Source organism: Oceaniferula spumae (assembly GCF_042849255.1).
Taxonomy (GTDB): Bacteria; Verrucomicrobiota; Verrucomicrobiia; order Verrucomicrobiales; family Akkermansiaceae; genus Oceaniferula; species Oceaniferula spumae.
Map to the genome: position 1 here is coordinate 3,804,265 of NZ_AP026866.1, position 26,920 is coordinate 3,831,184.

The 26,920-nt window shown below is 52.4% G+C and carries 27 protein-coding genes and 1 pseudogene; 8 read left to right on the forward strand and 20 right to left on the reverse strand.

The window, feature by feature from the left end; all coding sequences use genetic code 11:
• Positions 1 to 182: 182 nt before the first annotated feature.
• From ACSPJT_RS16160 to ACSPJT_RS16170, 3 genes are all read left to right on the forward strand, one after another.
• The gene (locus tag ACSPJT_RS16160; RefSeq protein ID WP_435893596.1) at positions 183 to 1,199 is read left to right on the forward strand and encodes an RHS repeat-associated core domain-containing protein; all 1,017 of its coding nucleotides are present in this window, start codon (positions 183 to 185) and stop codon (positions 1,197 to 1,199) included.
• Positions 1,199 to 1,639 (forward strand): hypothetical protein, encoded by a 441-nt coding sequence (locus ACSPJT_RS16165; protein ID WP_435893597.1) that lies wholly within the window; start codon positions 1,199 to 1,201, stop codon positions 1,637 to 1,639. Before ACSPJT_RS16160 ends, ACSPJT_RS16165 begins: the two co-directional genes overlap by 1 nt.
• A 114-nt stretch (positions 1,640 to 1,753) precedes the next feature.
• Positions 1,754 to 1,903: a hypothetical protein gene (locus ACSPJT_RS16170; RefSeq protein ID WP_435893598.1), complete on the forward strand. Its 150-nt coding sequence runs from the start codon at positions 1,754 to 1,756 to the stop codon at positions 1,901 to 1,903.
• A gap of 389 nt (positions 1,904 to 2,292) precedes the next feature.
• Here ACSPJT_RS16170 and ACSPJT_RS16175 read toward each other — a convergent pair whose 3' ends face one another.
• From ACSPJT_RS16175 to ACSPJT_RS16195, 5 genes are all read right to left on the reverse strand, one after another.
• Positions 2,293 to 2,739, reverse strand: coding sequence for a hypothetical protein (locus ACSPJT_RS16175; protein ID WP_435893599.1), 447 nt, complete (start codon positions 2,737 to 2,739; stop codon positions 2,293 to 2,295).
• On the reverse strand, positions 2,721 to 3,506 hold the full coding sequence (locus ACSPJT_RS16180) for an RHS repeat-associated core domain-containing protein (protein ID WP_435893600.1): 786 nt from the start codon (positions 3,504 to 3,506) through the stop codon (positions 2,721 to 2,723). Before ACSPJT_RS16180 ends, ACSPJT_RS16175 begins: the two co-directional genes overlap by 19 nt.
• A 58-nt stretch (positions 3,507 to 3,564) precedes the next feature.
• A complete protein-coding gene (locus ACSPJT_RS16185) occupies positions 3,565 to 3,894 on the reverse strand; it encodes a DUF5615 family PIN-like protein (protein WP_435893601.1) in 330 nt (109 codons plus the stop codon).
• A gap of 3 nt (positions 3,895 to 3,897) precedes the next feature.
• Positions 3,898 to 4,116, reverse strand: coding sequence for a DUF433 domain-containing protein (locus ACSPJT_RS16190; RefSeq protein ID WP_435893602.1), 219 nt, complete (start codon positions 4,114 to 4,116; stop codon positions 3,898 to 3,900).
• A 206-nt stretch (positions 4,117 to 4,322) separates the two neighbouring features.
• Entirely contained in the window at positions 4,323 to 5,261 is a 939-nt protein-coding gene (locus tag ACSPJT_RS16195; protein ID WP_435893603.1) for a tyrosine-type recombinase/integrase, read from the reverse strand.
• Between the two features lie 139 nt (positions 5,262 to 5,400).
• On the opposite strand from ACSPJT_RS16195, the gene ACSPJT_RS16200 reads away from it, so the two are divergent.
• Positions 5,401 to 6,237, forward strand: a complete 837-nt coding sequence (locus ACSPJT_RS16200; protein ID WP_435893604.1) for an RHS repeat-associated core domain-containing protein — start codon at positions 5,401 to 5,403, stop codon at positions 6,235 to 6,237.
• A gap of 6 nt (positions 6,238 to 6,243) precedes the next feature.
• Positions 6,244 to 6,639, forward strand: a complete 396-nt coding sequence (locus tag ACSPJT_RS16205) for a hypothetical protein (protein WP_435893605.1) — start codon at positions 6,244 to 6,246, stop codon at positions 6,637 to 6,639.
• 185 nt (positions 6,640 to 6,824) lie between these two features.
• On the opposite strand, the gene ACSPJT_RS16210 is transcribed toward ACSPJT_RS16205, so the two are convergent.
• From ACSPJT_RS16210 to ACSPJT_RS16265, 12 genes are all read right to left on the reverse strand, one after another.
• Positions 6,825 to 7,358 (reverse strand): hypothetical protein, encoded by a 534-nt coding sequence (locus tag ACSPJT_RS16210; RefSeq protein ID WP_435893606.1) that lies wholly within the window; start codon positions 7,356 to 7,358, stop codon positions 6,825 to 6,827.
• A gap of 14 nt (positions 7,359 to 7,372) precedes the next feature.
• Positions 7,373 to 8,200, reverse strand: a complete 828-nt coding sequence (locus ACSPJT_RS16215) for an RHS repeat-associated core domain-containing protein (protein ID WP_435893607.1) — start codon at positions 8,198 to 8,200, stop codon at positions 7,373 to 7,375.
• Between the two features lie 264 nt (positions 8,201 to 8,464).
• A complete protein-coding gene (locus ACSPJT_RS16220; RefSeq protein WP_435893608.1) occupies positions 8,465 to 9,007 on the reverse strand; it encodes a hypothetical protein in 543 nt (180 codons plus the stop codon).
• A gap of 350 nt (positions 9,008 to 9,357) precedes the next feature.
• Positions 9,358 to 10,200, reverse strand: coding sequence for a GH25 family lysozyme (locus ACSPJT_RS16225; protein WP_435893609.1), 843 nt, complete (start codon positions 10,198 to 10,200; stop codon positions 9,358 to 9,360).
• A 45-nt stretch (positions 10,201 to 10,245) separates the two neighbouring features.
• Positions 10,246 to 11,274 (reverse strand): FAD:protein FMN transferase, encoded by a 1,029-nt coding sequence (locus ACSPJT_RS16230; protein ID WP_435893610.1) that lies wholly within the window; start codon positions 11,272 to 11,274, stop codon positions 10,246 to 10,248.
• The gene (locus ACSPJT_RS16235) at positions 11,271 to 12,092 is read right to left on the reverse strand and encodes a DUF4198 domain-containing protein (RefSeq protein WP_435893611.1); all 822 of its coding nucleotides are present in this window, start codon (positions 12,090 to 12,092) and stop codon (positions 11,271 to 11,273) included. Before ACSPJT_RS16235 ends, ACSPJT_RS16230 begins: the two co-directional genes overlap by 4 nt.
• A gap of 4 nt (positions 12,093 to 12,096) precedes the next feature.
• Positions 12,097 to 12,639, reverse strand: a complete 543-nt coding sequence (locus ACSPJT_RS16240; RefSeq protein WP_435893612.1) for a DUF2271 domain-containing protein — start codon at positions 12,637 to 12,639, stop codon at positions 12,097 to 12,099.
• A 14-nt stretch (positions 12,640 to 12,653) separates the two neighbouring features.
• Positions 12,654 to 13,304, reverse strand: a complete 651-nt coding sequence (locus ACSPJT_RS16245) for a PepSY-associated TM helix domain-containing protein (RefSeq protein ID WP_435893613.1) — start codon at positions 13,302 to 13,304, stop codon at positions 12,654 to 12,656.
• Positions 13,305 to 13,311: 7 nt separating this feature from the next.
• Positions 13,312 to 14,004: a Fe2+-dependent dioxygenase gene (locus ACSPJT_RS16250; protein ID WP_435893614.1), complete on the reverse strand. Its 693-nt coding sequence runs from the start codon at positions 14,002 to 14,004 to the stop codon at positions 13,312 to 13,314.
• Positions 14,005 to 14,109: 105 nt separating this feature from the next.
• Complete coding sequence (locus tag ACSPJT_RS16255; protein WP_435893615.1) at positions 14,110 to 16,269, reverse strand: TonB-dependent receptor; 2,160 nt, start codon at positions 16,267 to 16,269, stop codon at positions 14,110 to 14,112.
• A gap of 27 nt (positions 16,270 to 16,296) precedes the next feature.
• Positions 16,297 to 17,367, reverse strand: coding sequence for an alpha-hydroxy acid oxidase (locus tag ACSPJT_RS16260; protein ID WP_435893616.1), 1,071 nt, complete (start codon positions 17,365 to 17,367; stop codon positions 16,297 to 16,299).
• A gap of 304 nt (positions 17,368 to 17,671) precedes the next feature.
• A complete protein-coding gene (locus ACSPJT_RS16265; protein ID WP_435893617.1) occupies positions 17,672 to 18,346 on the reverse strand; it encodes a PEP-CTERM sorting domain-containing protein in 675 nt (224 codons plus the stop codon).
• A gap of 210 nt (positions 18,347 to 18,556) precedes the next feature.
• Between ACSPJT_RS16265 and ACSPJT_RS16270 the strand changes: the two genes are divergently transcribed.
• Together ACSPJT_RS16270 and ACSPJT_RS16275 are read left to right on the forward strand one after the other, a co-directional pair.
• Complete coding sequence (locus ACSPJT_RS16270) at positions 18,557 to 20,524, forward strand: hypothetical protein (protein ID WP_435893618.1); 1,968 nt, start codon at positions 18,557 to 18,559, stop codon at positions 20,522 to 20,524.
• Positions 20,521 to 21,180, forward strand: a complete 660-nt coding sequence (locus tag ACSPJT_RS16275; protein ID WP_435893619.1) for a response regulator — start codon at positions 20,521 to 20,523, stop codon at positions 21,178 to 21,180. Before ACSPJT_RS16270 ends, ACSPJT_RS16275 begins: the two co-directional genes overlap by 4 nt.
• A 92-nt stretch (positions 21,181 to 21,272) precedes the next feature.
• Here the strand turns inward: ACSPJT_RS16275 and ACSPJT_RS16280 are convergent, their stop codons facing one another.
• Together ACSPJT_RS16280 and tnpA are read right to left on the reverse strand one after the other, a co-directional pair.
• The gene (locus ACSPJT_RS16280; RefSeq protein ID WP_435893620.1) at positions 21,273 to 22,625 is read right to left on the reverse strand and encodes a replication-associated recombination protein A; all 1,353 of its coding nucleotides are present in this window, start codon (positions 22,623 to 22,625) and stop codon (positions 21,273 to 21,275) included.
• Between the two features lie 267 nt (positions 22,626 to 22,892).
• Positions 22,893 to 23,341, reverse strand: a pseudogene (gene tnpA / locus ACSPJT_RS16285) (IS200/IS605 family transposase).
• Between the two features lie 82 nt (positions 23,342 to 23,423).
• On the opposite strand from tnpA, the gene ACSPJT_RS16290 reads away from it, so the two are divergent.
• A complete protein-coding gene (locus ACSPJT_RS16290) occupies positions 23,424 to 23,690 on the forward strand; it encodes a hypothetical protein (protein WP_435893621.1) in 267 nt (88 codons plus the stop codon).
• Positions 23,691 to 23,740: 50 nt separating this feature from the next.
• On the opposite strand, the gene ACSPJT_RS16295 is transcribed toward ACSPJT_RS16290, so the two are convergent.
• Positions 23,741 to 26,878: an efflux RND transporter permease subunit gene (locus ACSPJT_RS16295; RefSeq protein ID WP_435893622.1), complete on the reverse strand. Its 3,138-nt coding sequence runs from the start codon at positions 26,876 to 26,878 to the stop codon at positions 23,741 to 23,743.
• Positions 26,879 to 26,920 lie beyond the last annotated feature (42 nt).

The following is a 26,920-nucleotide window of genomic DNA, read 5'->3' on the forward strand; positions in this document are numbered from 1 at the left end:
GCCTGGGCTCTGTCACCCTCCACACAGCAACCACCAATTACCGTTATGATCACTAGAACCGCAGGATTGCGAAACAATCCACCGTCAATAGCCAACTGACCACCGTCCACTGGAGCTACGATGGCTGGAACCCCGTTGCAGAATATACTGGCACTACGTTCAGCAAGAGTTACACATGGGGTATGGATCTCAGCGGCAGCATGCAGGGAGCGGGAGGCGTCGGCGGACTCCTTTCCGTCACCGGGCACTTCGGCGTGGTGAAGACCCACTTCTACCAGGCGTTCGACGGCAACGTCAGCGAATACCTCAATGCTAAAACCGGTCTCAACTACTACGGATACAGATACTATGATCCGGTGACAGGCAGGTGGATCAACCGTGATCCCATTGAAGAACGTGGCGGCCTAAACCTGTATGCGATGGTTAATAACAATCCAATTAACTGGATTGATCGACTTGGGCGTAATGTTTATGGAATTGATGGCACAAATATGAATGCATTGAGGCATTCTCACCAAAGATCCAATGTTCTTGATTTTCTTGAAAGAGCAGCCGCTGCTGGCGAACCAGCATATTATCAAGCTGGACCGGCTTCCAATGATAGTTCTCAACTTAGATTAAGTGACATAACAGGTTTGTTCGGGCCCAGCATGAGATCACGAATTTCGGGTGTGCATAAATTAATTTGTAAGCATTGGTGTGAGGACAAGACTATCAAAATCAATCTTGTTGGTTGGAGCCGAGGAGCTGTTGCTGTGCAAGAAGTAGCAAGACGTTTGGCTGAAAAAGGCTGTTGTTGCAAGGAAGATGGCAAAAAAACTCTATATAAGCCAATACCAGTCAATTTCTTGGGACTCTATGATGCAGTAGATAGGACTGCTATTGTTGGTCTATATAATGATAACCTAACTGATAATGTAGTAGAGAATTTCAATCATGCCATGAGAACGGGTTCTCCGTCTGAAACGGCTTTTCCTATTCAAAGGACAGGGCATGATAATGAAGTAGGCTATGTGCATCCTAATCCTACTCAAAATGGGGATGCTACGACTTCACACGGCGACATAGGAACACAGGGTAATCATCTAACACCAAGAGGTCCGGAGGGTAGGGCAGGTAATGTTCCTCAGCCTCACGCTGATATGATCAATGCCGCGAGAAATGCAGGAGTAAATATGAATACAAGTAACTTACGCTAATGAGAGCTACCTATTATATCCTGTTAGGCTTATTGATAAGCCTAATGAATACGAGTTGTCAAACTCATCTAAAGCGTTATGTAACGGTATATGATCAAGCTAAACAGCCAATCAAGACCGAAGTCGTTTTCCAGACATTTGATTGGAATAATTCACTAGGGGTAATGAATAATAGTGGAACAGTAGCTGTCACGAATTCAAGGGGTCCGGTGAAGGTGAAAATACCAAACCATAAGGAAATTAGGGTGGGGTTAGACAAGCAAGATGCTGTGCAGAACCCTTCAGCAAAAATCCGCTTTAAAGGTGAAGGTGACTTAGAACTTTATAAACCTCTTCACCTCATAGTGAATAGATCAGCGACAAAATCTAAACCTTCTGGCTATTCTATTTTGATTAGCAAAGACCCCCAAAAAACATGGCGTGATTTTAGAGAACCTTAAGTGGGGGGGCAGATACGGCGTTGAAATCAAGTGATATTTTAGGTGTTTTTTAGGTAAGCGCCCTACGAAGCACCTCTAGTCATAAGTGTCGTAGGTGATACGCTTACGGCGTTTATGACTACGAAAGAAGAACAACATGCAGGCGGGATGCTCAAAGTCGATGTCCTCGGGCGAGTGACTATCAAGCGTGAAGAGCGTGAAAAAATACTCGATGCGCTTGAGTCGAGCGGAATGACTGGTCAAGCCTTTGCCATCCAACACTGAATCAAGGTGCAGACTTTCGCCTCATGGATTCAGAAGCGTCGGCGTGCCCGTGGAGACTATGAAAGCGAGGAAACCTGCCGCCGGTTGCGTATGCAAAAAAAGTCGGTAAAAGCTCCACGTGAGGATCGCACCAAAAGCAACTCTGGCTCCTGCTCTCTGAGCCTGATTGAAGTGGCGCGATCCATGCCCCAAGCATGGAGCGTGCCGCAGCGGTTTTCTCCCTTGCTCCCGGCTGGGGTTTTTGCTGCGCCAGCGTGGGAAGGTTGCATTGCATAACAGACCCATCTAACAATTATTCAGATCCACAATCCACGGACTGACCCCTCTCAGGGAGAACCATTTTCTGAGCCTCCTCTCCAGAATTTGCGAAACTTTTGGGACGTTATCAGCTATTGCCGATTAGTTTTTTTTCTAGGTTTTTTAACAACTGGATTTTTAATACCAGAGAGATCAACCTCTGGTGAATTTAATGGATCTTCAAATCCATAGACGGTCATATTGAAGGACTGTTCTGCAATCAGCGACATTATTTGCATCACCCTTATTCCGCTTTCATGATCACAAATGACAATTAATAAATTATGTATTTCGTTTATCTTGATGGATGCGCTGCCATTAAATTTAACTCCAAGAGCAGTGAAGTATGGAATCATGTTGCCGTGATTCTGGCGGTTAATCTCAAGTAGAGCCTCCTTGCTTTTTTCAGAGAAAGGGAAGACAAACTTATTATTATTTACCCTTATGTCTTCCGCTTCTATAGCCGCGACAGACAATAATAAAATAGCTGTGATTATAAAAGCTCTCATCTTATCAAGATCTATTTCCGGCACTTGCACTTCTTACTATGGTCATCATTGGTCTTGGTGCCAGGATCAGGGTTATGATCGTCATATCCATCTCTCTTATTTTGCTTTTCTGCTTCTCTGTATTTGTTTGTAGCATCAACAGCCCTGTCCTCAGCGTCAGGAATTCCATTTTTATCTTTATCAGGACGCACAAATCCCCCTTTGTTGTTAGGGTCAGGAACCTTAGGTTCTATTGTGCCATTGTTTTTTTCATAAGCGTGTTCTAATTCATGCCTGAGCGTAGAATCTGGGGTAAAACCATACTCCCCAGTTGCTGGATACGTGGTTTTAGTGCCAGTCCCCTTGCCATTACTTTCATTTTTTTCATCATTTGAAGAATTACCAGCTGATTTTCCACCTAGGCTGACTTCGTGTATCTCGTCAGAATCATCTAGGCATTTTAACACTTCTTGTGTCTTTGGATCTTTGCTTTTTCTTAATTTTTCAAGATGCTCATTTATTATCCGTTTCTGGAACGGAAGCCCCCTGGGAACAATTTTCAAACCCAAATTATCCATCTGAATTGAGGGAGAATTTTTGACATAAGCATAATCATTATATTCTTCGCTTTCCCAATTCAGTCCCATGGGATCTCTAGACGGCCATCTGCCTGTCACCGGATCGTAGTATCTGTATCCGTAGAAGTTGAATCTGGACACCGTTTGCATAGGTGCAGGCTGGTCTTCAAGACATACTTTCTCGGATACACATTTGCCGGGTGCACATCTATTGCTCGAATAAGTAGTTGAAAATCCCATTGCCAAGTTCGATTTCTAGCAACTAATTAATGGCGGCGAAAGAGGAAAATGTAGCTGTTTAGCGTACCTCCACAAGACTTTCACCTTGTTCAATGAGAGCAACCACCTGCGGCAACAGAGGCTCGAACCACAACAACAGCGCACGGCGAGTTGTGTTGCCGATACGCAGCCATACAATCACTGGAGCCTTGCTGCTTTGGCTGAGACGATGAGCAAAATCCTCGTCCTTGGTAACGATTGCCATATTTCTCTCCAACGCGTAGTCCCAAATCACCGAGTCATCCGCAACAAGCATATCGATATCCTTGACGTGCTGCGCTGTGTGACCGTTGGATTCCAGCATCCTGGCCAAGGCGGGCGGCAACTGGGCATCAACGAGAAACTTCATGGCCTACCGGGCAAGGAGCACGGGATGATTGACCTCTGCCGCCGCGTATTCAAGACAGGCGGCGATGTCACCAGCTTCAAGGTAGGGGTAGTCTTCGAGGATCTCCTTTTCCTGAACACCTGCAGCAAGTAGGTCGAGTACATCCTTGACGCGAATACGCATACCCCGAATACAGGGACGGCCACCGCACTGCTTAGGATTGAATGTGATTCTCTCGTTCATGGACTCACAATAACCTATAGTCACTTTTGTGCGAGTGTATTTTCGCGTGGATGGGTAGTCGCAGCCCCTTGGGGGGACAGTGCAAATGCTGAGGCTGTCGATCCCCGTGTGTCCTTGAAGCTGCCCCCTTGGGCGGAGATTCGGGTCACCGCTGTCATTGGTGATTGGTCGTGGAACGAGGAGGGGATCCTCTCGGCATCAGCTAATCATCCACGGGGATGGGTGCTATGGTGAACGCTGGATAGCCGCCCGGTGGATACGTGGGTGTAGATTTCCGTGGTATCCACACGCGAGTGCCCGAGTAGTGTCTGGATCGTCCGCAAGTCCGCGCCATGATCCAGCATATGCGTCGCACAAGCATGGCGGAGTAGGTGCGGCCCTCCCTTCACCGTCACACCCGATTTAGTAAGATATTGACGCACCGCATGTCCCCACGCTCCGGCTGAGAAACCGTCGCCATATGAGGTAAGGAAGAGCACGTCACTGGGTTCATCCGGCAGCAGGAGCAAGGGGCGAGCCTCGGCAAGATAACGTTTCAGCCAGTATTGCGCCGGACCTCCCAGTGGCACAACCCGTTCCTTTCCACCCTTTCCGTTGTGAACCACAATCGAGGAGCCTCCCCGGATGAGGTCGGTGATCCGCAACCCCACAGTTTCGCCCCTGCGCATGCCGGTGCAGTAGGTTACCTCCATCATAGCTCTATCTCTCAATCCCAGCACGTCATCGGTAGCGGGCATTTCCAGCAGGTGGAGAATCTGAGTCTCATCCAAAACCAGGGGAATGGACCGCGCATTGCAGCGCCGGAGTCGCGTTCCCGCCAAAGGATTTGAATCGATGCGGTGGTGCAGGAGGAGATAACCGAAAAACGCGTTCACGGATCGAATCATGCTTTCCTTGCTGGTCTCGGCGTAAGGGGTGCCACCCTGCGTGCAGTGTTCGTCCAACCATGCGAGCCATTCTTCCATCAAGCCACGAGAAATCCACTCGGGCTTGGTTATGTGTCTATCCCAGCTCCACTTGATGAATAGGCGGATATGGGTGCGGCGACCAGCAATGCTTGATTGTCTAAGTCCGATCCTGCGCTGAGAACAGATCCAATCCTCCAAGGCATCGCCGAGGGCCGTCTCGAGATGGGCATGCGGCATTTACTTGAGCCCTCCCTTATGATGTCGCCACTGCCTCATTTCCTTGCCTCTTTCCCATCCTTTCGAATCCTTGTCCATGTTCGCCCCCTTTGTTACGATTCAAAGTACGACCGCTTTCCTTGTTCTCAAGTGGAAACATATGATGAGCAGCGCCGGCGTGCCAATTCGTCACCTGTCCATTTTAAGCCGTGACATGGAGTCGGGTAGTGCCCATTATACGGAATCCTTGAATGCCACCAGAATACATTCCTGTGCCACAGCCATGGCAAAGCCCGGTGTCCAAGGAGACGCTCCTCGGAATGGTCTCAACTTCTACGGATACAGATACTACGATCCGGTTACAGGCAGCTGGATCAACCGTGATCCCATCGGAGAACAGGGTGGCATTAACTTGTATAGCTTCGTAAATAACAGACCTATCAATGGATGGGATGTATTAGGACGCGAACCTAAGTTTGAAATCCCAGGGAGGGATTTACCTGATCCCGGCATTGGTCCTCAGGTAGATCCAGGTGCAGATGATGATGATTTTCTTCAACAAGGAGGAGGTTTTGGGGGTGGTGGTAAACCACAGTTCCCAAATCCTGTATTCCCTTGGAGGCCAAAACCTCAGCCGGCTCCTAACGATAGCTTAGAATGGGAAGCGACTGCTCTAGTCGAAACTATTTTTGATGTTGATCAACAATGTATTTGTGAGTGTGAGGCTAAAGAATTAGAGGGGATATTCGACCCTTTATGCGATGAAGCATTAAAAATCTTCCGTGAAAATGGAAATGTGTATGACCATATTTCAATCGAGATAGGCCGAGGTGCAACCGATGTAGATGCTAAAGATAATGCGGAACAGAATGCCTTAAACAAGGTTCCCGAATTCATACACTGTTACACGCCTGATCTCCCAGGCCAGCAATTTCATCGTGGCCCGGCATCCCTTGTTCCAAAAAATGGCGCGGTCCCTCTTCGAAATATTAACTAAAGAGTGATGTTCAAAATAGTAACTATTTTACTGATGGTGTTCGTAACGACTTACGAAACAACACAAGCAACACCCGAATGGGAAAGGGAGCTTAATGCTTACGAATGTTGTTTTTTGGGGGAAATTATTAGACTCCCAGGGAGTAACAAGAAAGTGATTGAAGTGAGAGAGTTGTATTGGGGGAGAATCAACATTAATATCAAGCAGCGGCTCAATATTCCCAATTCACTACCAACTGGTTCACTTGTTTTCGTTTTGTTAGATGAAGACCCGGCACCGCACGGAAAGGGGCGATATATGCAACGCACAAAATCTGGAAAACCAATTAATTTTCAAGGCAAAATACTTACAATTGAATCAATTAAGAAAATCGGTATCCAGCGACGGAAAGAGGGCGGATAGGAGAACGTCAGAAAAAGCAAAAAAGCTGACACATGTTGTTGTTCTTCCGTAGTCATAAACGTCGTGAGCGTATCACCTGCGGCATCTATCACTAGAGGCGCTTCATAGGAGGTTTACCTGCAACATCCGAGCAACAAACATCAAGTGGTACAGCGGTGATCATTACCTATTCACGGACTTCCCTCTCACTTTTTTTCCTTCCGAAAATACAAACCAGTAACACGAATTGCTTTCCCAAGCCTCGAGGCGGTTCCATTCTCCTTTTGAAAAAAACCTGTTACAACACAATATTTGCCATCCGCGGAATTCGGATCAGTTATACTCAGATTATTTTTCATAAGTTCTTTAGAAGAATAGCTTAAAACTATGCAGCTACCCAGTCGTTTATATTTCATGTCTTCGACGGACTTATATAAATATAATCTGTATATTGGATTACCAGCTTCGCTTTTAGCATCTGGTTTTTGAACTTTAAGGAAACCATCGATTTGCCCCTCTTTAACGACAGAATCACTCAAGTTTATAAAACCGCTCCAATGAATTATTTTGTAGGATAAAAGATCTTCATATCTCTCTAAAAAAGGATATTCTTCCTTGAATGAATCACCAAGAACATATCCAGTGACACCAGACACATTCTCTTTTTGAGACTGACAATATGAGAATCCAGTCATTAATTTGAAGATAATTACAATATACAATACGTATTTCCAGTTCATTATGTTATTCGTTATCACTTTAATCGCTGATGGTTTTTGATATAGTCAGCTAGAGGCATCCGTTTGATTTTCCCATTTTTTATAATTATAGCTTGCTCATTTTTTTTAGCCTTCGGATCGTAAATATGAGTCTCATAATTACCGTTTTCATCTTTATGGGTCTCCCCAATGAACATGTTCGAACTAATTTTTTTTGGCTTTAAAATATCATTATGAGGCGTAACATATTCAAGATCGTCGTTAGATAAGTTACTATTAATCGATGGATGGCTATGATAAATACCCACGGCTATATCATCTAGATTGCACCTAGGTCTTCCTGGCGTACCCGGATTGCCCAGCGCATTTACTCGTTTGTAAGTAGCCGTAAGAGGATTACAGTTTCTATGCTCTCTGGTAGAACCCGCTCTCGTATAATAAAACTTATTATCGCTCTTTCTGCAACAGATATATCCACATACCTCAAAAGGAAGTAGTTTTTCGCCAGCTTTCTGCCTAAACTTTAGATCTAATTCAGATAACTCGTTTGCATATTTCCCAGCTTCATGTGTGGCTTCTTCTAGAGTTTTGAACCCAGATTTAACAGGTGTATATAAACCCAGTATATCATAGCTATTAAGGGCGTCATTCACAGAAAAACTATACAGATTATTTCCTCCTGATTCCTCGATAGGGTCTCTGGATGGCCATCTGCCTGTCAGCGGATCATAGTATCTGTATCCGTAGTAGTGCAGTCCGTTCCGGGGCGTGTGATTGCCGGGGCGGGCTGATGCCGAGGTTGAGGTGCGGGAGTGGGCTAGGGGGATCACAACTCGCTGAGGATGCGCTGTCGGATGCTTCACGTCACGGATAAAATGGATGGATTCGGGAGTCAGTTGGCCTGTTCTTCAGGGGGACGCGACAACAGTGCCTGGAGACTTCCCTTGAAGCTCAGACGGTTTGCACTAACACCGCATTCCTCTGCCGCCTCATACATCAGCATGCGGATGCTGTTGTAGGGTAAAGCTTACGCCATTCCGGACTGCCCTCTCTCTGAACTAAACAACAACCAGCACCCCGATAACGTGGTCTTAAATTCGGGGAGAGCTACAGTTTTACATTTATTCTCAGTCATTGTAATATATTTTAGCTCTCTTTACAGAGAAGTATCCTTTATCCTGCCACTCTAAAACAATCTCGCTCACATACCCAACCCCCATTACAAAAACTCTATATTTTTCAGTGTCTTCACTAAATTTCGCAAAGCTTGGCTGAATCAATACGCGAAGCGACGATAATTGAGCGAATAGCTCATCAGGTTGCTCACGAAGACGCACAATTTCCCCAATAGCAATAGAGCTAACCGTTGCAGCTACAACGCTAGGATCGTGATAAGTCAGTAGACGTAAGCCTTCATCATGCGCTTTCAACCAATCGTTAAAATCGGCTAATTTGCCCTCAGCTACTGTAGTGACATGAGCATAATTTTCTAAAGTCCTGCGATCAATTTCTTTCATAGAAAGGATCGTTTTTATTGCCTCATTTCTTAGCACCGACTTATTTTTCCCAAAAATTTCTTTAGCTGCTTTTGATGCCTCTTTTTTTATCTTTTGGCTGTTCCAATAAGGAACTTTCTCACAGGCAATATCAACTTTTTTTTGATAACTCATAATAAGGTTTTTATAAACTGATCCATCCCCTGTTTTCTCCTGAGCTGATAAACTCTGGAGCGACATACACAACCAAGCACTTACTAGAAATCGGATTATTCTCATCTGATGATATATTATTTGTTTGTTAGATAATTAAATATGTCTCTACAATATATGGCTTCTCACTTTTGTCGAATTCAACTCTCATCACCCCTACCACAGCATTGCTCTCCGTTGATGACTAATGCCCAAGAATATATGTTATGCTGACATTTACATTCCCATCATGGCGGGGAAACATCGGAGAAAATCATACCCGTCTCTTTCGGTCGGTTGGGACGGTTGCGGTAGGGCATGTTATCGTGGAATTACCAGACCCACGACTGCTTGAACCAGAATTGGCGTAATTCCTCCAGGCTGCCATTGAAACCGTTGCGTTCTGTTGGGCGGTCGAGATTACCGAAATATTTGGGCGTCTTCCACGATCCTCCACGGTAATTGTATGGCTGGGAGCGGCCGTTTTTCCACCAGACGCCACCGTATTGCCACATACACCAAGTATTCCAGACACCGGAGGCATCAGCGAGTTTTTGTGGTGTTTCGAGACCTGCGTTGGTGTTCGAGTAGAGGGCAAGCCAGTAGGGGCATTTGCGTAATATCGATTTCTGGGCACCGGTAGCATTTTGCAGCGTGCGACGGATGGCGGAACCGTTTTCCAGATAGACCACTGGATATTTGCCGGTAAGCTGCTGGACTCGACTGACAAAGGCGACAATCTCATCCGCCCGGCAGTTGGTATCGATGTCGGCAACGAGCAGAATGCGGTCGGCACGGATACCGCGACTCGCCTTAATTTCACGCAGCCTGTTGATAAAACGTTCGGCGTGATACGATGGTGATGTGCCAGGTAACAAATAGTAGTAAGACCCTAACAGAAGTCCTTGGCGGTCGGCTCCAGCGAGGAAATCTGAACACTTGCTGTCGAGTTCCGGACCTTTGGCGCAGCGGGCGATCAACCCGTGAGCTCCATTTGCCTTCAGTGCCGATTGATCAGAGGGAGAGTAGGATCTGCCAGACCGTTGTTTTTCTTTCGGATCATAATGGGAAACGTTGATGATTTTCGGTGATTCCTCATAAGACACCTTGCCATACTCGGCGCAGGAGCTGAATAGTAGGACTGTAGGAAGCAGGGAAAGTATGAACGTGCGCATAATGATAATCATTACCTCTGCTCATGCCTCTTGTGAAGGGTGTACTTAAAAATCATCGTCCAACATCTCAGAAAAAGCGAGGGTATGGCTTTCTGTGAGGATTTCGTCTTCGATGAAGGTAAAAGAGGCGGCGATTTTTTGCTGCTCGGCGAGATGCTTTGCTTTTTCCCTGCCGAGGATGAAGAGGGCGGTGGCCCAGGCGTCCGCTTCCATACAGGTCGATGCGATGACGGAAACCGCGAGTAGGTTTCCGGATGTGCAGTGGCCCGTGGAGGGATCGATGAGATGGTGAGTGATTCTGCCTTCGGATTCGATCTGGTTCTCAGCGATGCCCGAGGTGGCAAGGGCGATGCCGCACATGGCGATGACAATTTCCTCTGTCTGCTGATTGGACTGTCCGCCCAAGGGATCGAGGACGGTCCACCAAGGTTGCCCATCAGGTTTACAGCCATGACCGATGAATTCGCCGCCTATTTCTAACAAATGATTCTCGATACCGAGACGGAGGAGGCGAGATGAGGCAAGATCGATGGCGTAACCCTTGGCGATGGATGAGAGGTCGAGATGACAGTGGCCGTCGTGCCGTGCTGTCTGGTCAGTTGGGTTGAGTGAAATTTGCTTCCAGCCTCGGTGAGCATTGGAGAAATCACTCTGGGTTTGGGTGGCGGATGGTGTTGGGCCGAAACCGTTCAGGCTGACGAGTTTTCCCACTGTGGGATCATATGCGCCGTCTGTTAGTTCGGCTATGGTCAGGGACTTTTCAAGCACGGTGAAGAACTCCGGCGAAAGCCGCATCGCTTGGTTTTCAGGGGAGGCATTGAATCTGGAAAGCTCTGAGTGTTCATCCCAGTGGCTCATTTGCTGAACAACTAAACCGAAGCTGCGTTCGATGCATTCGCGCACACGCCGCTCTGGAATATCGGTGGGTTGTTGGAAATGACAGCGCCAATAGGTGCCCATGGTTTCTCCCTCTAACAAACAAACCGTGAGGCCGGAACCGGCTCCACGGAGTGCTGAAGGATGGATGTCCGCCGGGATGATGACCCGGCGGCTTCTGTCGTTTGAGGCATTCACTCGGGAAGCACTTCAAAAGTGGCGCTGAAGGAGGCGCGTTTGGAGAATGGCACGCCTTCGACTTTGTCCTGCTCGCTGCTGACTTGGGCAGTCAGCCAGTAGCGGCCAGCGGTGGGCCAGGTGTAGGTGAATTCACCTTTGGCATTGGTTTTGATTTTTTCTTCGCCAGCATCGTTGCGGAAGCGGTCGTTGCCCTTGACGATGGTGACCTCGGTGTCAGCGGCAGGTTTGCCATCGATGAGTAAGGTGAACGTGGCGGCTTCGCCGGAGAAAAGATCGTTCGGGTGGATGTGAGTGAAATCGATCTCTAGACCTTTGCCGGTGGTGGCGAGTGCGGTTTTGTTAGGTTTGCCAGCAGTGACGTAGGTGACAATGCGTGAGGTGGAGTCAGAGAGCTGGATGCCTGGCTTTTTGGCGAGGCCTTCTTTCTTGAATTGTTCCAAGGTGCCACGCCAGCGCTTGCGTTCTTCGCCTTCTTTCCATGCTGCGCCAAAAGAACTGCGTCCGGAGCTGATGACGTAGGTGCCGGTCTGGGGCAGTTGCAGGTCGAAGGTGGTGCGGATTTTGCCTTCACTGGCACCCTGGATTTCGAGTGGCTTTCCATCAGGGTCGGTGACCTTGATTGAGTCCGGGCTGATGGCGCGATGGTTGGGGAAAAAGAGGTTGTTAGATACTGCGGCGTCGATGGTGACCCACGGTGCTTCTCCTGACAGCACGGTTGTCGATGGTAGGAACCATGCGCGGTGTGCGATGGCGGGCTGGATCACAGCGCCCATGACCACGGCTGCGAGTGTAGTGTTTTTGATGATGTTTTTCATAGGTTTAGTTTGAGGAATTGGTGTTCTTGGTGGTGGCTGGTGTTTCAACTTGCGAAAGCACAACGGCCCCGAGTTCTGAGCTGCCTTTGGATGTTTGTGTTTTCAGGGTCTTGCCGTCCCAGATGAAGGGGATGCTGACGACTTCGCGTCCGCCGACTTCGCGCGAGGCTTCGACGACGAGTTTGTATTCTCCCTCGGCGAGTGGTGGCAGACTGGCCAGCGCCTTGGTGATGGAGACTTTGTGTTTTCCGGCAGGTTTGGTAGGGCCGCTGATGCCATCGACCGGCATATCGAGATCGCGTCCGGAGCGGCGCCACCACTGGCGGAGGTCTTTGAGCCATTTGGTGCCCTCGTCGTTTTTCATCTCGGTATCGTACCAGACGGCGAGATTGGCGGCGTGGGAGCGGTCGGGTTTTTCAATCCACGCCGCAACATAGGGGCGGTGGTACTCTGAAACTTTCAGCCGGGGGATTTCAATTTCCAACTGGAAATCAGAGGCCTGTGTGGCGGTCATGCCGGAGAGCAGGAGGAGTCCGTATTTTTTCATGATGATATGGTCTGTTAGTGAACGAAGAAGATGATGATGACCACCGGAAGGAGAATGCCGGCGGCGATGATGGGCCAGGTGCTTGGGCGTCGTTTGGAATGCACCCAGAGCAACACCAGACCGGTCAGGCAGAAGACGATGCAGGCTACTGAGAAGACATCGAGGAACCACGACCAAGCCGTGCCGGTGTGCCGTCCTTTGTGCAGGTCGTTAAGATAGGAAATGACACCTCGGTCCGTGTGTTCGTAAGTGAACTCATGGGTCTCGCGGTCGATGAGCAACCAGGCGTCACCTCCGGGGCGCGGCAGGCTGAGATAGATTTCAAACTCAGACCACTCCGCAGGTTTCCCCTTGATCGGTGTGCCAAGCTCTTTGGTGAAGTAGCTGGCGAGTTCGGCTGGGAGAGGTTCTTTTTTGTCTCCGTCATCTTGGTAGAGGAGTAGGCCTGTTAGGTTCTCAGGAACCTTGGCCTTGGTCTCGCTGATTTCCGGTTCGGTGGAAATGTCAGCCGAGTGGTTCAGGGTGATGCCGGTGAAGGCGAACAACAACATCGCAGCCAGACAGATCGCGCTGCTGACCCAGTGCCAGAGGTAGAACTGCTTGGTCCAAAACGCTTTCCGCCGCTTCTTCGGCTTTTTGACGTTGTCTGGTGAATTTTCGGTCATCGTGTTGTTAGACCTCCGCCCACTGGCGGATGAGATTGTGATAGATGCCGGTGAGTTGCACCGAGCTTTGGCCGACCGCTTCATTGTCCGGTGCCGCTACGCCGAGGTTTTGAATAGAGCAATCGAGGTCAAAAAGCAGACTGCGTTGCGTGTCATCGCGCACCATGCTTTGGATCCAGAAAAAGGAACTGACACGCGCACCACTGGTGACGGGCGTGACGTGGTGCAGGCTGGTTGATGGATAGAGGATCATGTGACCGGCGGGGAGCTTCACTTCTTGCGCTCCGTAGGTGTCCTCGATGTTGAGCACGCCTCCTTCGTATTCGTCCGGCTCGGAAAGAAAAAGAGTGGCACTGAGATCGGTGCGGATGCGCTGGCCGGTGCCGGGGATGTGGCGGATGGCGTTATCGACATGAGTGCCGAAGGATCCACCACCGGTGTATTTGTTAAACATAGGTGGCAGCAGTGTCAGCGGAAGTGCTGCCGACATGAAAAGGGGATTAGTAGCAAGAGCTTGGCGGATTTCCTCACCGAGCTTCAGTGCTGTGGGATCATCCTGGGCGAGCTGGAGGTTGTGCTTGGCCTTGGCCGCTTGGCCGCCAGCCGTTGCCGCGCCATCGATCCAATTAGCCGAGTCCAGAAGTTCACGGGCCGTTTTTACGGATTCAGGAGATAAGACGTCTGGGATTCGGAGGATCATGGTTTCAGGAAAGGGAAGGGATGATAGGGGGCAGGGGTTAGTAAAGAGTAAAAACCCCACGCGCACTCAGAAAGCGCACGTGAGGTTTGGTTATGTTACACGCAATCAGAATTCGTATTTCACGGACAGAGTGGCGGTGCGACCGACTCCCGGGATGAAGTGACCACCGCCGACTTGATCGACGTAGTCCTCGTCAGTCAGGTTGATGACGTTGAGCTGCAGGGTCACATCCTCATTCAACTTGTAGGAAGCAAATGCATCATAGGTGGTATAGGACGGCGCGATACGGCCACGACCGTTATCGCGATCCCCCACATAGCGCACGCCGCCTCCGAAGGACAGATCATCGGTGATGGCATAGGTGCTCCAGATGGAGAAGGAATGCTCAGGGCTGTTGCCGATGGTGCCGCCTTCGTTGGCTGGGTTTGGATCGCTTTTTATCTCGCCGTCCAAGTAAGTGTAACCAGCGTAGATACTCCACTTGTCAGTGAGCTTGCCGGTCAGGCCGAGTTCAGCACCCTGCACTTGAATATTTCCTTCAAGCACAGTGTCACCACTGCCTGGATCTGTGGTGCGGGCGTTGGTTTTGTTCGTTCTGAAAATGGCGGCGGTCAGACCGATGCGATCGTCCATCCATCCCCACTTGGTGCCCAGTTCCCAGGTCTCGGTTTCCTCTGGATCGAGTCCGAAGTTTACGCTGCCGCGACCATATGACAGATCTGCAGCGGACGGGTTGACCGAGGTGCCGTAGGCGAGATAGATGGTGCCGTTTTCACAAGGTTTGTATGAGACGCTAGTGCGCCAGCTGATGAACTCGTCCTGTTGGGAGAGGCCGTCGACTTCGGCGTCGAAGTTGTCATAACGCAGACCACCGTTGAACGACCACTGGTCGTTGAGCTTGATGGTGTCGTAGAGGAAAAATCCGATCGTGTCTGCACGCGCCACGCTGGTGTTGGTGCGGGAGTAAACGGAGGTGTCGACGCCATGCGGATTCGGGTTAAACAAATCCGTGTTAGGTGCTCCGGAGTCGTCCGATGTCCGGTTTTTATTCACGTCTTTCTCGTGCGTGTAGTCAGCACCGGCGATCAAGGTGTGTTCCAGGCTACCAGTGTTGAAGCGGTAGTTCATATCGAATGCAAACGCCGCGATGGTGTTAGTTTGCAAACGGAACTTTTCGTCGGTGCGTCGGATGTCGAAGGGATCAGGCGTTGTGGTATCGAGTCGGGGCGCAGTGATGATCGAGTCACGGTGATTGCGGCCGTATCGGGCGACGGCACGCAGATCGAGATTTTCGTTCACGCTGTGTTTGACCTCGGCGGTGAAGATATCGGTGTCGACGTGTGAATAGTCGCGGCTGAGCAGACCATACCAGTTGTTGAAATCGACGCCTGATGGCACCCGGTCATTGACCCAAGGAATCCCGTAGTCTGGCACGTTGTCCGCGGACATGTGCATGTAGCTGAAGGTGGTCACGGTGTCAGTGCCCAGACCGATTGCGAATGAAGGCGCAATGCCCCAGCGCTCGTTGGTGACCCAGTCACGGCCAGCATTTCCAGCGGAGTGGCCTAGCAGGTTCAGACGCAGAGCGCTGTTGGCGATGGCGTCAACCGGCTGGTTCCAGTCGAGAGTGAAACGGTAGAAATCGTTGGTGCCGATTCCCAGGGTGAGGTCGCGAGCGAGTTCCAGTTTCGGAGTCTTGGTAGCCAGGTTGATCGAGCCACCGGTCGATCCGCGTCCGGTGTCCGTGGAGCTGGGCCCTTTGGAAACTTCGATCTGCTCGTAGTTGAACGGATCACGGGTGTAGCCGCCGATGTCGCGGATACCATCGATAAAGAAATCGGTGCGGGCGTCGAAGCCGCGCAGGGTCAGTTGATCACCTGCGGGGGTGCCGCCTTCACCGGCCTGGAGGGAGATGCCTGGCACGTTGCGCAGAGCATCTGCGATGGTGGTGGCGTTTTGTTGTTTGATCAGTTCCTCAGGCACGATGGTCACGGTGCGTGGGATCTCGCGCAGTGGCGCGGGGTAACGTGGAGAATTAAGCTGGGTGGGGTTCAGCTTTTCCTTTTCGCCGTCGGCATTGATTACGGATGGATCGAGCTGGCCGTCATTTTCGTTGTCTTTTTTGCTCTGCTCGGCAGCACCGACTCCGCCGGCGAAGAGCATGGCTCCAGCAACACTGGTGGCGGTGGCGCAGTGGCCGAGGAATGACGCATGGCGCAGGCTCTGGGGAGCCTGAGCTGATGGTGTAGTTTTGTTGTTTTTCATCAATGGTTAGGTTGTTGAGATTAATGGTTAGATGGTGAGAGTGGATGAGGCTTCGCTCAGGTTGCGACAGCCGGTAAGCAGCATGGCGACCTCAAGCTCGTGCTGAACGAGTTTCAAAACATGGGCCACGCCGGCGGCTCCAGCGGTGGTGAGACCATGGATAACGGGGCGTCCTAACAGAACTGCGTCGGCGCCTAGTGCGATGGCTTGTAAAACATCGGTGCCGCGACGAATGCCACCGTCCACGAGCACCGGAACTTTTCCTGCCACTGCTTTGACGATGTGCGGCAGGGTTTCTCGCGTGGAGGGAAGCTGATCGAGTGTCCGACCGCCGTGGTTGGAAACCATGATGCCGTCCGCGCCGTATTCGATGGCCATGGTGGCATCTGCTGGATGGAGGATGCCTTTGATCAACACCGGCAAAGAGGTGATGCTTTTCAGCCATTCGACATCTTTCCAGGTCGGCAGTGAGGCTAGTAAAGTTGAGTCAAAGGCCGACTGAGTTTTCGGCAGGGGAGTTAGTCCACGCAGATTGACCGGCTCCACGTTGGCTGGAAGACTGAAGCCGCTGCGTTGCTCATCATTGCGGATTCCGTGCACCGGAGCATCCACGGTGAGCACGATGGCTTCATAACCTGCCTTCTCAGCCCGGCGGACCAAGTTCTTGGTGAAATCCTTGTCGTGCTGGATGTAGAGCTGGAACCAGAGTGGCATGCCCCCTGCCTTTTCAGCGATGTCTTCGAGTTTCACGCTCGCCTGGGTGCTGACGATGTAGGGCACGCGCAACGCACTGGCGGCCGTGGCGGTGGCGAGTTCACCTTCGGGGTGGAACAATTTGTGATAAGCGGTGGGAGCGATGAGAACCGGGCTGTTCAGCTTGCGGCCGAGCAGGGTTGTCTGGGTATTGGCTTTTTCAAAATCGCGCAGCACCCGTGGCCAGAGCGACTGCTTGTTCCATGACTCGGTGTTTGCCGTGAGCGTGCGCATGTCCGCCGCACCACCATTGAGGTAGGCGAGGTTCTTGGCGATCAGTCGTTTACTCGCGAGACGTTCGTAGTCTGCAAGTGAAACAGCATCGGCTGGAATGGCATCAGGCATCTGGAAAAGCGGTCATCGAGCCTGCATGGACTCCGATGACGGGATGCTTTATAGGTGCCAGATTTGATTCCCGCTCACGGCTGCTTGCCTGTGATTAGCGGTGAATTGTCTTTTTGACTTTAGATTACCTAGTCATAGGGGGGGCATAGGGGGGGGGATTTTTGAAGGCTCGATTGTGATATCAAAATGCGGTAACGCCGCTCAGGATTAACAAAAAGGAACGACCTGCCCCCACGAACACAGCGACAGGCCGAAGATTTTTCAGAGAATAGCCCATCTAAGCGATGGGGCTCTCCATTTTTCCTTATCGGCGGCGACGCAGCAACAGAGCGGTCATTCCCAGGCCAAGCAAGGCGGAGGAAGACGGCTCGGGGATTGCCGTAACGGTGCCGGTCAGGGTGATGTCATCCATAAAATGACGACGGTCGAGGTCGTTGTTTCGGTCCTCCGCGCTGTCAAATGTCCAAGTGAAGGTCACAGCAGTATTCGTCAATCCGGTAAGGCCACTTAACGTAGACGTCACAGCAGTCGATTCTATATAGCTGGCCGAGGTGCTTGTTGGCAGTGACCCTGAAGCGTTGGTTCCGGATCCTTGGCTGAACGAGAGGGAATACTGTGGTGTCAACGCGTTGTTACCAGTGTTGTTGTCGAAGCCGTAGGTAAAGGCGAGGGTTGAAAGATCAACGGACACCGTATTATCGATTGTAACGGTAATGCTCGCCGAAGGGTTAGGCTCTCGGACACCGGTTTGCGCCTCGTTTGCGCGAAAGGCATTCTGTCCGGCATTAGCGGCCAAGGTGAAGCCCGTGATGGTGACTCCGCTACCAAAATCATTGAAGTCGGGTGCGGCTGTGATCGATCCCGTCGTAGGACCAACGGCCGATACTCCATTAAAGGTGTTGAAATCCCAAACAACAGTTGCAGCGGATGCTGATCCGGCCGCAAAAAGGCTGATGCTCAGTAAGGAGAGTGTTTTCATATGTTTCATGGCTATTTTGGGATGTTTTTTCTCGTCAATTTTATTGATATCCACCTACGAAATGCTTCTCGGAAGCATGGATGGGGGCAGCTGCGGGAACGCTACCGAAGGGTAACATACTACAAATTTACCAACCTGCCTAGGGCGCGATCGCGCCCTCCTTATTTTGTCCACTTGCCACGTGGGGCGCCGCTGTGATTTCCTATCATCATGAAGTGGCAGCGCGTTCGGTTTCTGGAGTCAGCATGGTTGCTGGTGCTGTTCTGCGTCACCGCCTCGCTGCCAGCCGCGCCACCACCAGCAGAGCTGTCCGTGGAGGAACTCGAGGATGCCATCGTAGCCACTCGGGGAAAACTCGACCGGCTTCCTCTGCGGCTGGTGCGTGAGTCAGGGGGCACCCTAGGGCATCGCGCGGGCCTTCCCACCAATGATCCGGAAAGTTCCTGGGTGGAAATCGATCTCTTAGAAAATAGACAGTTCGACAGCATCGTTGTGGTGCCTGTGGTGCGCATCGACGAGCGCCAAACGTCTGCCAATTTCGCCTTTCCGGAGAAATTCCAGATCCGCCTTTACTCCTCCCCTGAGGATGCCACCGGCGAGCTGTTGTTCGACTCCACCGTGGATGCGCTGACACCCTATCCGGACCGGGCCCCCATCATCATCGATTGTCCCGGCTCCTCCGCTCGCCGCATCCGTTTCATTCCCCTGAACCTGCACCAAGTGTTCGGTTTTGCGAACTACGTCTACGGTCTAAGTGAGCTTCTCGTATTTGACGGAGACAACAATCTGGCGCTCGGCAAGCCGGTCAAAGCCCGGCACTGGACGAGACACCGCCCCATCTGGTACAAGGATTATCTCAACGATGGCTACATGCCATTTTCCGAGCCCGGCAGAGGGGGGGATGCGAAAGTCAACGGCAGCCGCATGTTTGTTCCGAGGGAGAGCGAAGCCCCGGCAGCTGTGACCTTGGATCTGGGAAGTGTTAGAAAACTGGATGAGGTGCGCCTCTATCCGTTTCAGGCGGATCGTAACCATACCGTTTTCCACAAGTCAGCACTGGGTTTCCCCAAGCGGTTCAAAATCGAGGTGTCTGAAGATGCAGGTTTCTCCTCGCCCACCGTCATCTACGACAGCGGTGCAAACGACTACCTGTCTCCCGGCCACCGGCTGGCCTGCTTCTCTGCAGAGGATGCTGCTGGTCGCTTTGTGCGCATCAGCAGTGGCAGGCTACCACCCCATCCGCGCAAAGCAGGCTCCATTTTTGCCATGTCGGAAATAGAAGTCATCTCACGAGGCGAAGTGGTGTCCCGTGGCGCGGATGCCGTCTTCTCGCATCAGTTAGACATCGGGAATTACCCCATGAAAATGCTGACCGACGGCGAGTCCGCTAACGGTTTCATCATGCCGATGCGTGCGTGGCTGGCCGGTCTTGTTGAGCGCAACCGACTCGAAGCCCGGCTCGCTGCACTTGAGACCGAACTGCAAACTCGCTACCAGCGACATTCCCGCATTGCCCGTTGGATGAAATGGACAGTCGGCATCGCCCTGCTCCTCCTGCTCGCCGTGTATTTCTGGCAGCGGCACACCCGCCTGCGTCACATTTATAGCCTGCGAGAGGACCTCGCTGCTGACCTCCACGATGAAATCGGCAGCAACTTCAGCGGCATCGCTCTGCTCTCCGATGATCTTGTCCATGAGCCAGACATGCCCCCAGCCCACATCCCTCAACTCGCCAGTATCGCCGGCATTTCTCGTGCCAGCGCCAGCAACGCGCGTGCTCTAGTCCGCTTTCTAGAATCTCGGAACGTCACCGGCAAACTTCTCGAAGAAATGCAGATCACCGCGGAAATGCTGCTGGCAAAGCACAGCTACAGCTTCGATGTCGATGGCTACAAACACGTCGGCAAGCTCGAGCCGAAGGACAAGTGGCACCTGCTGCTCTTTTTCAAAGAAGCCCTGAACAACATCGTCAGACACGCAGGGGCGACAGACGTCGGCATCCGGCTGCAGCTCACCCCGAAGCAACTGACCCTGAACATCACTGACAATGGCTGCGGGCTGCAAGCGGGTCAGCGCCCATCCCATCTGACCATGCGAGCTGAAAAGCTCAACGCCAACGTGACCTTCACCGCCCCGCCGGAAGGCGGCACCACCATCAACCTAGAAAAACCACTGTGACATCCGAGCCCATCAAAATCATGGTCGTGGAGGACAACTCCGTTTACCGCAACGCCATCGTTTCCTCGTTGAATAAGAGCGACGGATTCACCTGCATCGCCGAGGCCTCGACCAGCGATCAAGCGATGCGCGCACTCGAGGCGGAGTCCGCCGACCCTGACATCATTCTTCTGGATCTCGAGATGCCAGGCACCCACGGCCTCGATGCCATCGCTCCGCTGCTCGAACTCGCTCCACGCAGCCGGATCATCATTCTCACTCAGTCGGACCGAGAATCCCATATCCTGCAGTCCATCACGCGCAGAGCATCCGGCTACCTGTTGAAAACAGCCACCCGCAGCGAGATTCTCAACGGTATCAGGGAGGTTCACGACGGAGGCGCGAGCATCGATCCGAAAGTCGCCCACATCGCCCTGAAGTTGATCCGCCGGATCCAGCCAGACTCGCCCCCCGAAGATGATGACCAGCTGCTCACCGCACGCGAGCTCGATGTGCTTCAGCTGCTGAGCGATGGCTATGTGAAAAAGGAAATTGCCGAGAAGCTGGAGCTGTCTCCCCACGGAGTCGACAAACGCATGCGCCGCATTTACGACAAGCTCCAAGTGCAAAACGTTGCTGCCGCCGTCGCCACCGCTGTGCGCAATGGCTGGATCTAGTTCATCCCCCGGAGCTAAGATACTGGACTGCCAAAAACGCAAGCACCATAGAAGATTCGTAATCCTCTGAGGCATGTTTTGGATTTTGCACCCTATCTACTGTCAAACTGCCCCCGCCAGTAATCTAGACGCTCCTTGATGCGTTTTTCCAGACCGTTTTCGGTGGGGGTGTAGTAGGTTTTGCCTTCGGGCAGATAGGCTTGGGGGATGTAGTTTCCCTCGTAGTCGTGAGAGTAGTGGTATGCAAGTGACTCGTCACTTGCACCTGATCCCTTAGCCAGCTTTTTGCGGGTTTTGGTGCGGAGGTGTTCGGGCACGGCGAGGGTTCGGCCTTCTTTGACGTCGTGCATTGCGGCGCCAAGTGCGGCGTAGGCGCTGTTAGACTTGGGCGCGGTGGCGAGATAGACGGTGGCGTGGGCGAGGGGGATGCGGCCTTCCGGCATGCCGATGAATTCGAAAGCTTTGTGGGCGTCCATGGCGACACGGAGCGCATTTGAGTCGGCGAGGCCGATATCTTCACTGGCGGAAATGACCAAGCGTCTGGCGATGAAGCGTGGGTCTTCTCCGGCGGTTAGCATTTTAGCCAGCCAATAAAGCGCGGCATCGGGATCAGAGCCTCGGATGGATTTGATGAAGGCTGAGATGGTGTCGTAGTGCGCATCGCCATCGGCATCGTAAACGATGGCTTTTTGCTGGATCGATTCCTCGGCGACTTCGAGAGTGATGTGGATGTTTCCGCCGTCGCCTTCGGGTGTTGTTAGGGCAGCGAGTTCGAGTGCTGTTAGGGCGCGCCGAGCATCGCCATCGGATTTCTCCGCGATGTGAGCGAGAGCATTTTTATCGGCGGTGACCGGGAGTTTCCCCAAGCCTCTTTCCTTGTCTGTTAGGGCGAGTTCCATCAGCTTCACGAGTTCATCGTTAGGCACAGGTTCCAGTTGGAAAATCTGCGATCGTGATACAAGCGGAGAATTGACGTAGAAATAAGGGTTGTGGGTGGTGGCTCCGATGAAGCGCACGGTGCCGCGCTCGACGTGGGGAAGTAACACATCTTGCTGGGCTTTGTTGAAACGGTGGATCTCGTCGATGAAAAGGATGGTCGTCTGGTCGCGCAGCTGCCGCCATTTTTGCGCTTGAGCGATCTTGTCTCTGATCTCGGCGACGTTGGATTCCACGCCGTTAAGCATTTCGAATCGACTATCAGTGCTGCGTGCGATGACCGTAGCGAGGGTTGTTTTCCCAGTCCCGGGAGGACCGTAGAAAATGAGGGAGGAAAAGCGATCGGCTTCAATGGCACGCCGCAGCAAATGTCCCTCCGCGAGGATGTGTTTCTGCCCGGCGACTTCATCAAGTGTGCGAGGTCGCATCCGCGCCGCCAGCGGAGCATCACTGCCAGCCTTAACCGGCCCTGACGCCTCTGGCACAGGATCTGGAAATAGGAAATCCATGGGTGTGGGGAGATGTTTAGACAGACAGAGGAAAAAGTCGAAACATGAAATGGGAAATGGGAAATGGGAAATAGGAAATAGGAAATAGGAAATAGGAAATAGGAAATAGGAAATAGGAAATAGGAAATAGGCGGTGGCTGGTCTCAGAAAACTATCAGTCCCAACGGGACTAACCTGCAACAGCCCAAGGTCAGGCCAAAGGCCGCAGCCTTGGGTATGGGATCGTGAAACGATTAGCGCCCTGAAAGGGTGCCACTGCCTGTGCGATCAGTCCCAAACATATTCCTCATCGAACTCCACCTCATAACGTTCCAAGAACTGCCGGTATTCCTCCTGAAAGGTTTTTGTCCGGTGATGTTCCTCCTGTCGTTGAATGTAATTCCGCACCGTCCCAACGTCAGAATGGCTGACGGAAAAGGCTCCATAGCCACTTTGCCAAGCGAAGTTGGATCGGCCAGTTTCTTGTTTAAGCCATTTAGTGGAGGAGCTTTTTAGTTCTCTCAACAGGTCTGCACCGTGACGGTGCGCGGCTGGAGGCATAATAAGTGAACATGGTCTGAGGTGCCGTTAATTTCCATTGGCTTGGCCTTTAGGTTTTTAAGGATGCCAGCCATGTAGTTGTAGAGTGGGGGACGAATGTCGGGAGTTAGCCATGCTTCTCGGCCTTTGGTGGAAAATATGAGGTGGAGGTATATTTTGGAAAGGGATTGGGGCATGTTTTTTAGGATAAAGGGGTCATGGTTTGGTGGGAAGCGGAAAGATGCAGTTGCCCCCCTTCAGGGGACGGGTTGTTGTCCGGTGGACGGGTCCCAGGGCTGCGGCCGGTGGCCTGACCCTGGGCTGTTGCAGTTTGGTCCCGTTGGGACTGGTGGTATTCAGCGGGAAGGAGGCAGGAGGCAGGAGACACCCGACACCCGACACCCGACACCCGACACCCGACACCCGACACCCGACACCCGACACCCGACACCCGACACCCGACACCCGACACCCGACACCCGACACCCGACACCCGACACCCGACACCCGACACCCGACACCCGACACCTGACGCCTGACAACTGACAACTGACAACTGACACCTGACACCTGACACCTGACACCTGAACCGCCCCCTAAGTCTCCTGCTCCATCCCAAACAATCTGCGGAAGAAGTTCTTAATATCCTCGGTGGCGAGATAGGCGCAGGGGATCAGGAAAAGGGTGATGAGGGTGGCGAACATGATGCCGAAAGCCAGAGATACCGCCATGGGGATGAGGAACTGGGCTTGGATGGAGCGCTCGAAGATGAGCGGCATCAGGCCGGCGAAGGTGGTCAGCGAGGTCAGCAGGATGGGGCGGAAGCGGGCGGAGCCGGAGTTGATCACGGCATCGTAGGCGGAGTCTCCTTTGCGGCGTCTGACATTGGTGAAGTCGACCATCACCAACGAGTCATTGACCACCACACCGGCGAGTGCCAGCAGGCCGAAGAAGCTGAGGAAAGACGGGGTGATGTCCATGACGACGTGACCGAAAAAGGCGCCCACCGCACCGAATGGAATGGCTAACATCACAAAGATCGGCTGGGTGACGGACTTAAACGGAATGGCCAAGAGGGCGAAGAGGGTGAAAATGAGCAGACCGCCGGTGACCCAGATCCGGTTCTGGTTCTCCTTGGTTTCCGCGAGGGCACCGTCATATTTCCAGCTGGTGCCGGGGTTCTCCAAGATGATGTCGTCCAAGAGTGGGGTCAATTTCTCGGCGATCTTGTTCACATTGACACTGCGGCTGACGCGGTTGGCTGAGATGGTGTAAACCCGTGAGCCATCCTTGCGGACGATCCTCGGCGGTGAGGAGCCACGCGTGATCTTGGCCACTTGGTTCAGGTTCACATTCGAGCCATTCGGCAGGGTGATGTGGAGGTCATCGAGAGTATGCAGCGATTCACGTTCCGCTTCTGGAAAACGCACCATGACCCGGACGCTGTCTTCACCGCGTTGCAGGCGCTGGGCTTCGTCGCCATGGAATGCGCGCCGGACTTGGCGGGCTAACAGTTCTTGGGTAAGGCCGAGTTCACGACCGTAGGGGCGGAGGGTGATTTGGAATTCATCCTGTTCTTGTTCGATGCTGGTCCAGGCTCCGCGGATGCCCTCCTGGTCCTTGAGAAGGTCTTTGATTTCGTTGGCGACCTTTTCCATCACCTCGGTGTCTTGGCCTCGCAGCTCGATCTCGACGTCACTGCTATCGCCCATCATCCTGCCGCCGGAGCTTTCCGTGCGGATGGTGAACGACTGCGCCCCTTGCACGCTGCCCACGATTTCTCGCCATGCGTCGGCGATTTCCTGGTTCTTGGGGCCGGGGTGCTTGCGTTTGCTGGGAGGGGTGATTTCCACCAGCACATAACCCTCGCGTTCATCGGTGCCGTTACGTGTGGGGCGGCCACCGGTGGCGGTCATGATGTTGCCAATCAGGGATGGGCCATCAGGGCCATCGGTGAACTGCTCTTTCAGCTGATAGGCGGCTTGCTCGATGAAATTCACCCGGTCGTCTGTCTGCTCGAAGGTGGTGCCTTCATCCATCCGCAGTCTGGCATTGATGTAGTAGCGATCGACCGATGGAATGGACTCAAAACCCATCACCCCGCTGGCAACAAATCCGACACAGCCAAGCGCCACGGCCAGGAAAAGGGAAAGCGTAATGTAGCGGTAGAGCACCGCCTTTTTCAATACCGGCTGATAAATGCGGGAGATGAACCAGTCCAAGCCAGCACCAGCGCCTTGCTGAATGCGGGTGACGAAGCTCTTGCCAGTGCGGTTCACTTTGATGTGCCGCAAGTGCGACGGCAGGATGAGCTTGGACTCGATGAGTGAGAACATCAGCACGGGGATGACGACGAAGGGGATCTGCTTTGCAAGCTCACCCAGCCAGCCATCGAAGAAGGCGAGGGGGATGAAGGCGACCACGGTGGTGAGCACACCGAAGGTAACAGGCACGGCGATTTCCTTGGCCCCGGTGACGGTGGCCTCCAAGGGGGGCATGCCGAGTTTCAGCTTCGAATAGATGTGCTCACTGGTGACGATGGCGTCATCGACCACGATACCGAGCACGATGATAAAGCCAAAGACACTCATTATGTTCGCCGTCACGCCCATGACAGGCATGAAGATCAGACCGCCGGCAAAGCTGATGGGAATGCCGATCACCACCCAGAACGCAAGAGACAGGCGGAGGAAAATACCGAGCAGGAGAAAAACGAGAACGCTGCCCTGAAGAAGGTTCCAGAACAGGGTGGAAATACGGCCGCGCAAGCTGACGGAATCATCGTCCCAAGTGGTGAGGGTGACTCCTTCTGGGAAGCGGGTGTGGGCGCTATTAACGTATTCGTGGACTTTGTCGGAAATGGAGAGAGCGCTTTCGTTGCCCAGACGTTTCACCTCAGCGAGCACGCAGCGCTCGCCATTGAAGCGGGTGATTTTTTTCTCCTCGTCGAAGTTGTCACGTACATTGGCGATGTCGCCCAAGGTGATCTGGGCTCCGTTCTTTCGCGAGACGATGATTTTTTCAAACGACGTTCGGTCCAGTGCCTGATTGGTGGAGCGCAGTAGCACACGGCTGGATTTGGAATTGATCGAGCCGGCGGAGAGATCGAGCGAGTTCTGTCGGATCGCTCTGGAGAGGTCATCGATTTCCAATCCATAATCGCGCAGGGTGTTGCGATCGACCTCGATGGAGATCTCGTGATTGCGCCCTCCGATGATGTCCACCTTGGAAATGCCCGGCAGGGCGGTGAGGTCATCGCGCACTTGGCGGGCGACTGTTAGGAGATCCTTCTCCGTCATGTCACCTGAAATCGCCACGGAAATGACCTCCATCCAGTTGGCGGTATCGGGGATGCGGACCTGTGGTCGCTCCATCTCATCAGGGAAGGTGTTGATGCCATCGATCCGGGATTCAATTTCCGTTCGCAGCTTGTCCATATCGATGCCGTCCTCGGTTTCGATGTAGAACTCGGCGTTATTGCGTCTGGCGTCTGAACGGACGGACTTGATCTCAGCAATGCCATCCAAAGAAGTTTCGATGGGCAGGACGACCTTTTGCTCCACCTCGTTGGGGGTACCGCCGGGCAGGGGGATTCTGATAAAGATGAAGGACGGCTGGTAGGTGGGGGTGACCTCCGTGGGGATCTTGTACATCACCGAGTAGCAGCCCACCAAAAGGATGGCGAGCATCATGAAATTGGCAGCGTAGCTGTTACGTGCGAACCAGCGGATCATGGTCTAAAAGGTGAAACGAGAAGAGGTGAGAAATTGGGTGAG

Excerpts from the sequence above, each read along its gene's own strand:
- ACSPJT_RS16160 (WP_435893596.1), top strand. The coding sequence starts at position 183 with ATGGATCTCAGCGGCAGCATGCAGGGAGCGGGAGGCGTCGGCGGACTC.
- ACSPJT_RS16165 (WP_435893597.1), top strand. The coding sequence starts at position 1,199 with ATGAGAGCTACCTATTATATCCTGTTAGGCTTATTGATAAGCCTAATG.
- ACSPJT_RS16170 (WP_435893598.1), top strand. The coding sequence starts at position 1,754 with ATGACTACGAAAGAAGAACAACATGCAGGCGGGATGCTCAAAGTCGAT.
- ACSPJT_RS16180 (WP_435893600.1), bottom strand. The coding sequence starts at position 3,506 with ATGGGATTTTCAACTACTTATTCGAGCAATAGATGTGCACCCGGCAAA.
- ACSPJT_RS16185 (WP_435893601.1), bottom strand. The coding sequence starts at position 3,894 with ATGAAGTTTCTCGTTGATGCCCAGTTGCCGCCCGCCTTGGCCAGGATG.
- ACSPJT_RS16190 (WP_435893602.1), bottom strand. The coding sequence starts at position 4,116 with ATGAACGAGAGAATCACATTCAATCCTAAGCAGTGCGGTGGCCGTCCC.
- ACSPJT_RS16195 (WP_435893603.1), bottom strand. The coding sequence starts at position 5,261 with ATGCCGCATGCCCATCTCGAGACGGCCCTCGGCGATGCCTTGGAGGAT.
- ACSPJT_RS16200 (WP_435893604.1), top strand. The coding sequence starts at position 5,401 with ATGATGAGCAGCGCCGGCGTGCCAATTCGTCACCTGTCCATTTTAAGC.
- ACSPJT_RS16205 (WP_435893605.1), top strand. The coding sequence starts at position 6,244 with ATGTTCAAAATAGTAACTATTTTACTGATGGTGTTCGTAACGACTTAC.
- ACSPJT_RS16210 (WP_435893606.1), bottom strand. The coding sequence starts at position 7,358 with ATGAACTGGAAATACGTATTGTATATTGTAATTATCTTCAAATTAATG.
- ACSPJT_RS16220 (WP_435893608.1), bottom strand. The coding sequence starts at position 9,007 with ATGAGTTATCAAAAAAAAGTTGATATTGCCTGTGAGAAAGTTCCTTAT.
- ACSPJT_RS16225 (WP_435893609.1), bottom strand. The coding sequence starts at position 10,200 with ATGCGCACGTTCATACTTTCCCTGCTTCCTACAGTCCTACTATTCAGC.
- ACSPJT_RS16235 (WP_435893611.1), bottom strand. The coding sequence starts at position 12,092 with ATGAAAAACATCATCAAAAACACTACACTCGCAGCCGTGGTCATGGGC.
- ACSPJT_RS16240 (WP_435893612.1), bottom strand. The coding sequence starts at position 12,639 with ATGAAAAAATACGGACTCCTCCTGCTCTCCGGCATGACCGCCACACAG.
- ACSPJT_RS16245 (WP_435893613.1), bottom strand. The coding sequence starts at position 13,304 with ATGACCGAAAATTCACCAGACAACGTCAAAAAGCCGAAGAAGCGGCGG.
- ACSPJT_RS16250 (WP_435893614.1), bottom strand. The coding sequence starts at position 14,004 with ATGATCCTCCGAATCCCAGACGTCTTATCTCCTGAATCCGTAAAAACG.
- ACSPJT_RS16255 (WP_435893615.1), bottom strand. The coding sequence starts at position 16,269 with ATGAAAAACAACAAAACTACACCATCAGCTCAGGCTCCCCAGAGCCTG.
- ACSPJT_RS16260 (WP_435893616.1), bottom strand. The coding sequence starts at position 17,367 with ATGCCTGATGCCATTCCAGCCGATGCTGTTTCACTTGCAGACTACGAA.
- ACSPJT_RS16265 (WP_435893617.1), bottom strand. The coding sequence starts at position 18,346 with ATGAAAACACTCTCCTTACTGAGCATCAGCCTTTTTGCGGCCGGATCA.
- ACSPJT_RS16270 (WP_435893618.1), top strand. The coding sequence starts at position 18,557 with ATGAAGTGGCAGCGCGTTCGGTTTCTGGAGTCAGCATGGTTGCTGGTG.
- ACSPJT_RS16280 (WP_435893620.1), bottom strand. The coding sequence starts at position 22,625 with ATGGATTTCCTATTTCCAGATCCTGTGCCAGAGGCGTCAGGGCCGGTT.
- ACSPJT_RS16295 (WP_435893622.1), bottom strand. The coding sequence starts at position 26,878 with ATGATCCGCTGGTTCGCACGTAACAGCTACGCTGCCAATTTCATGATG.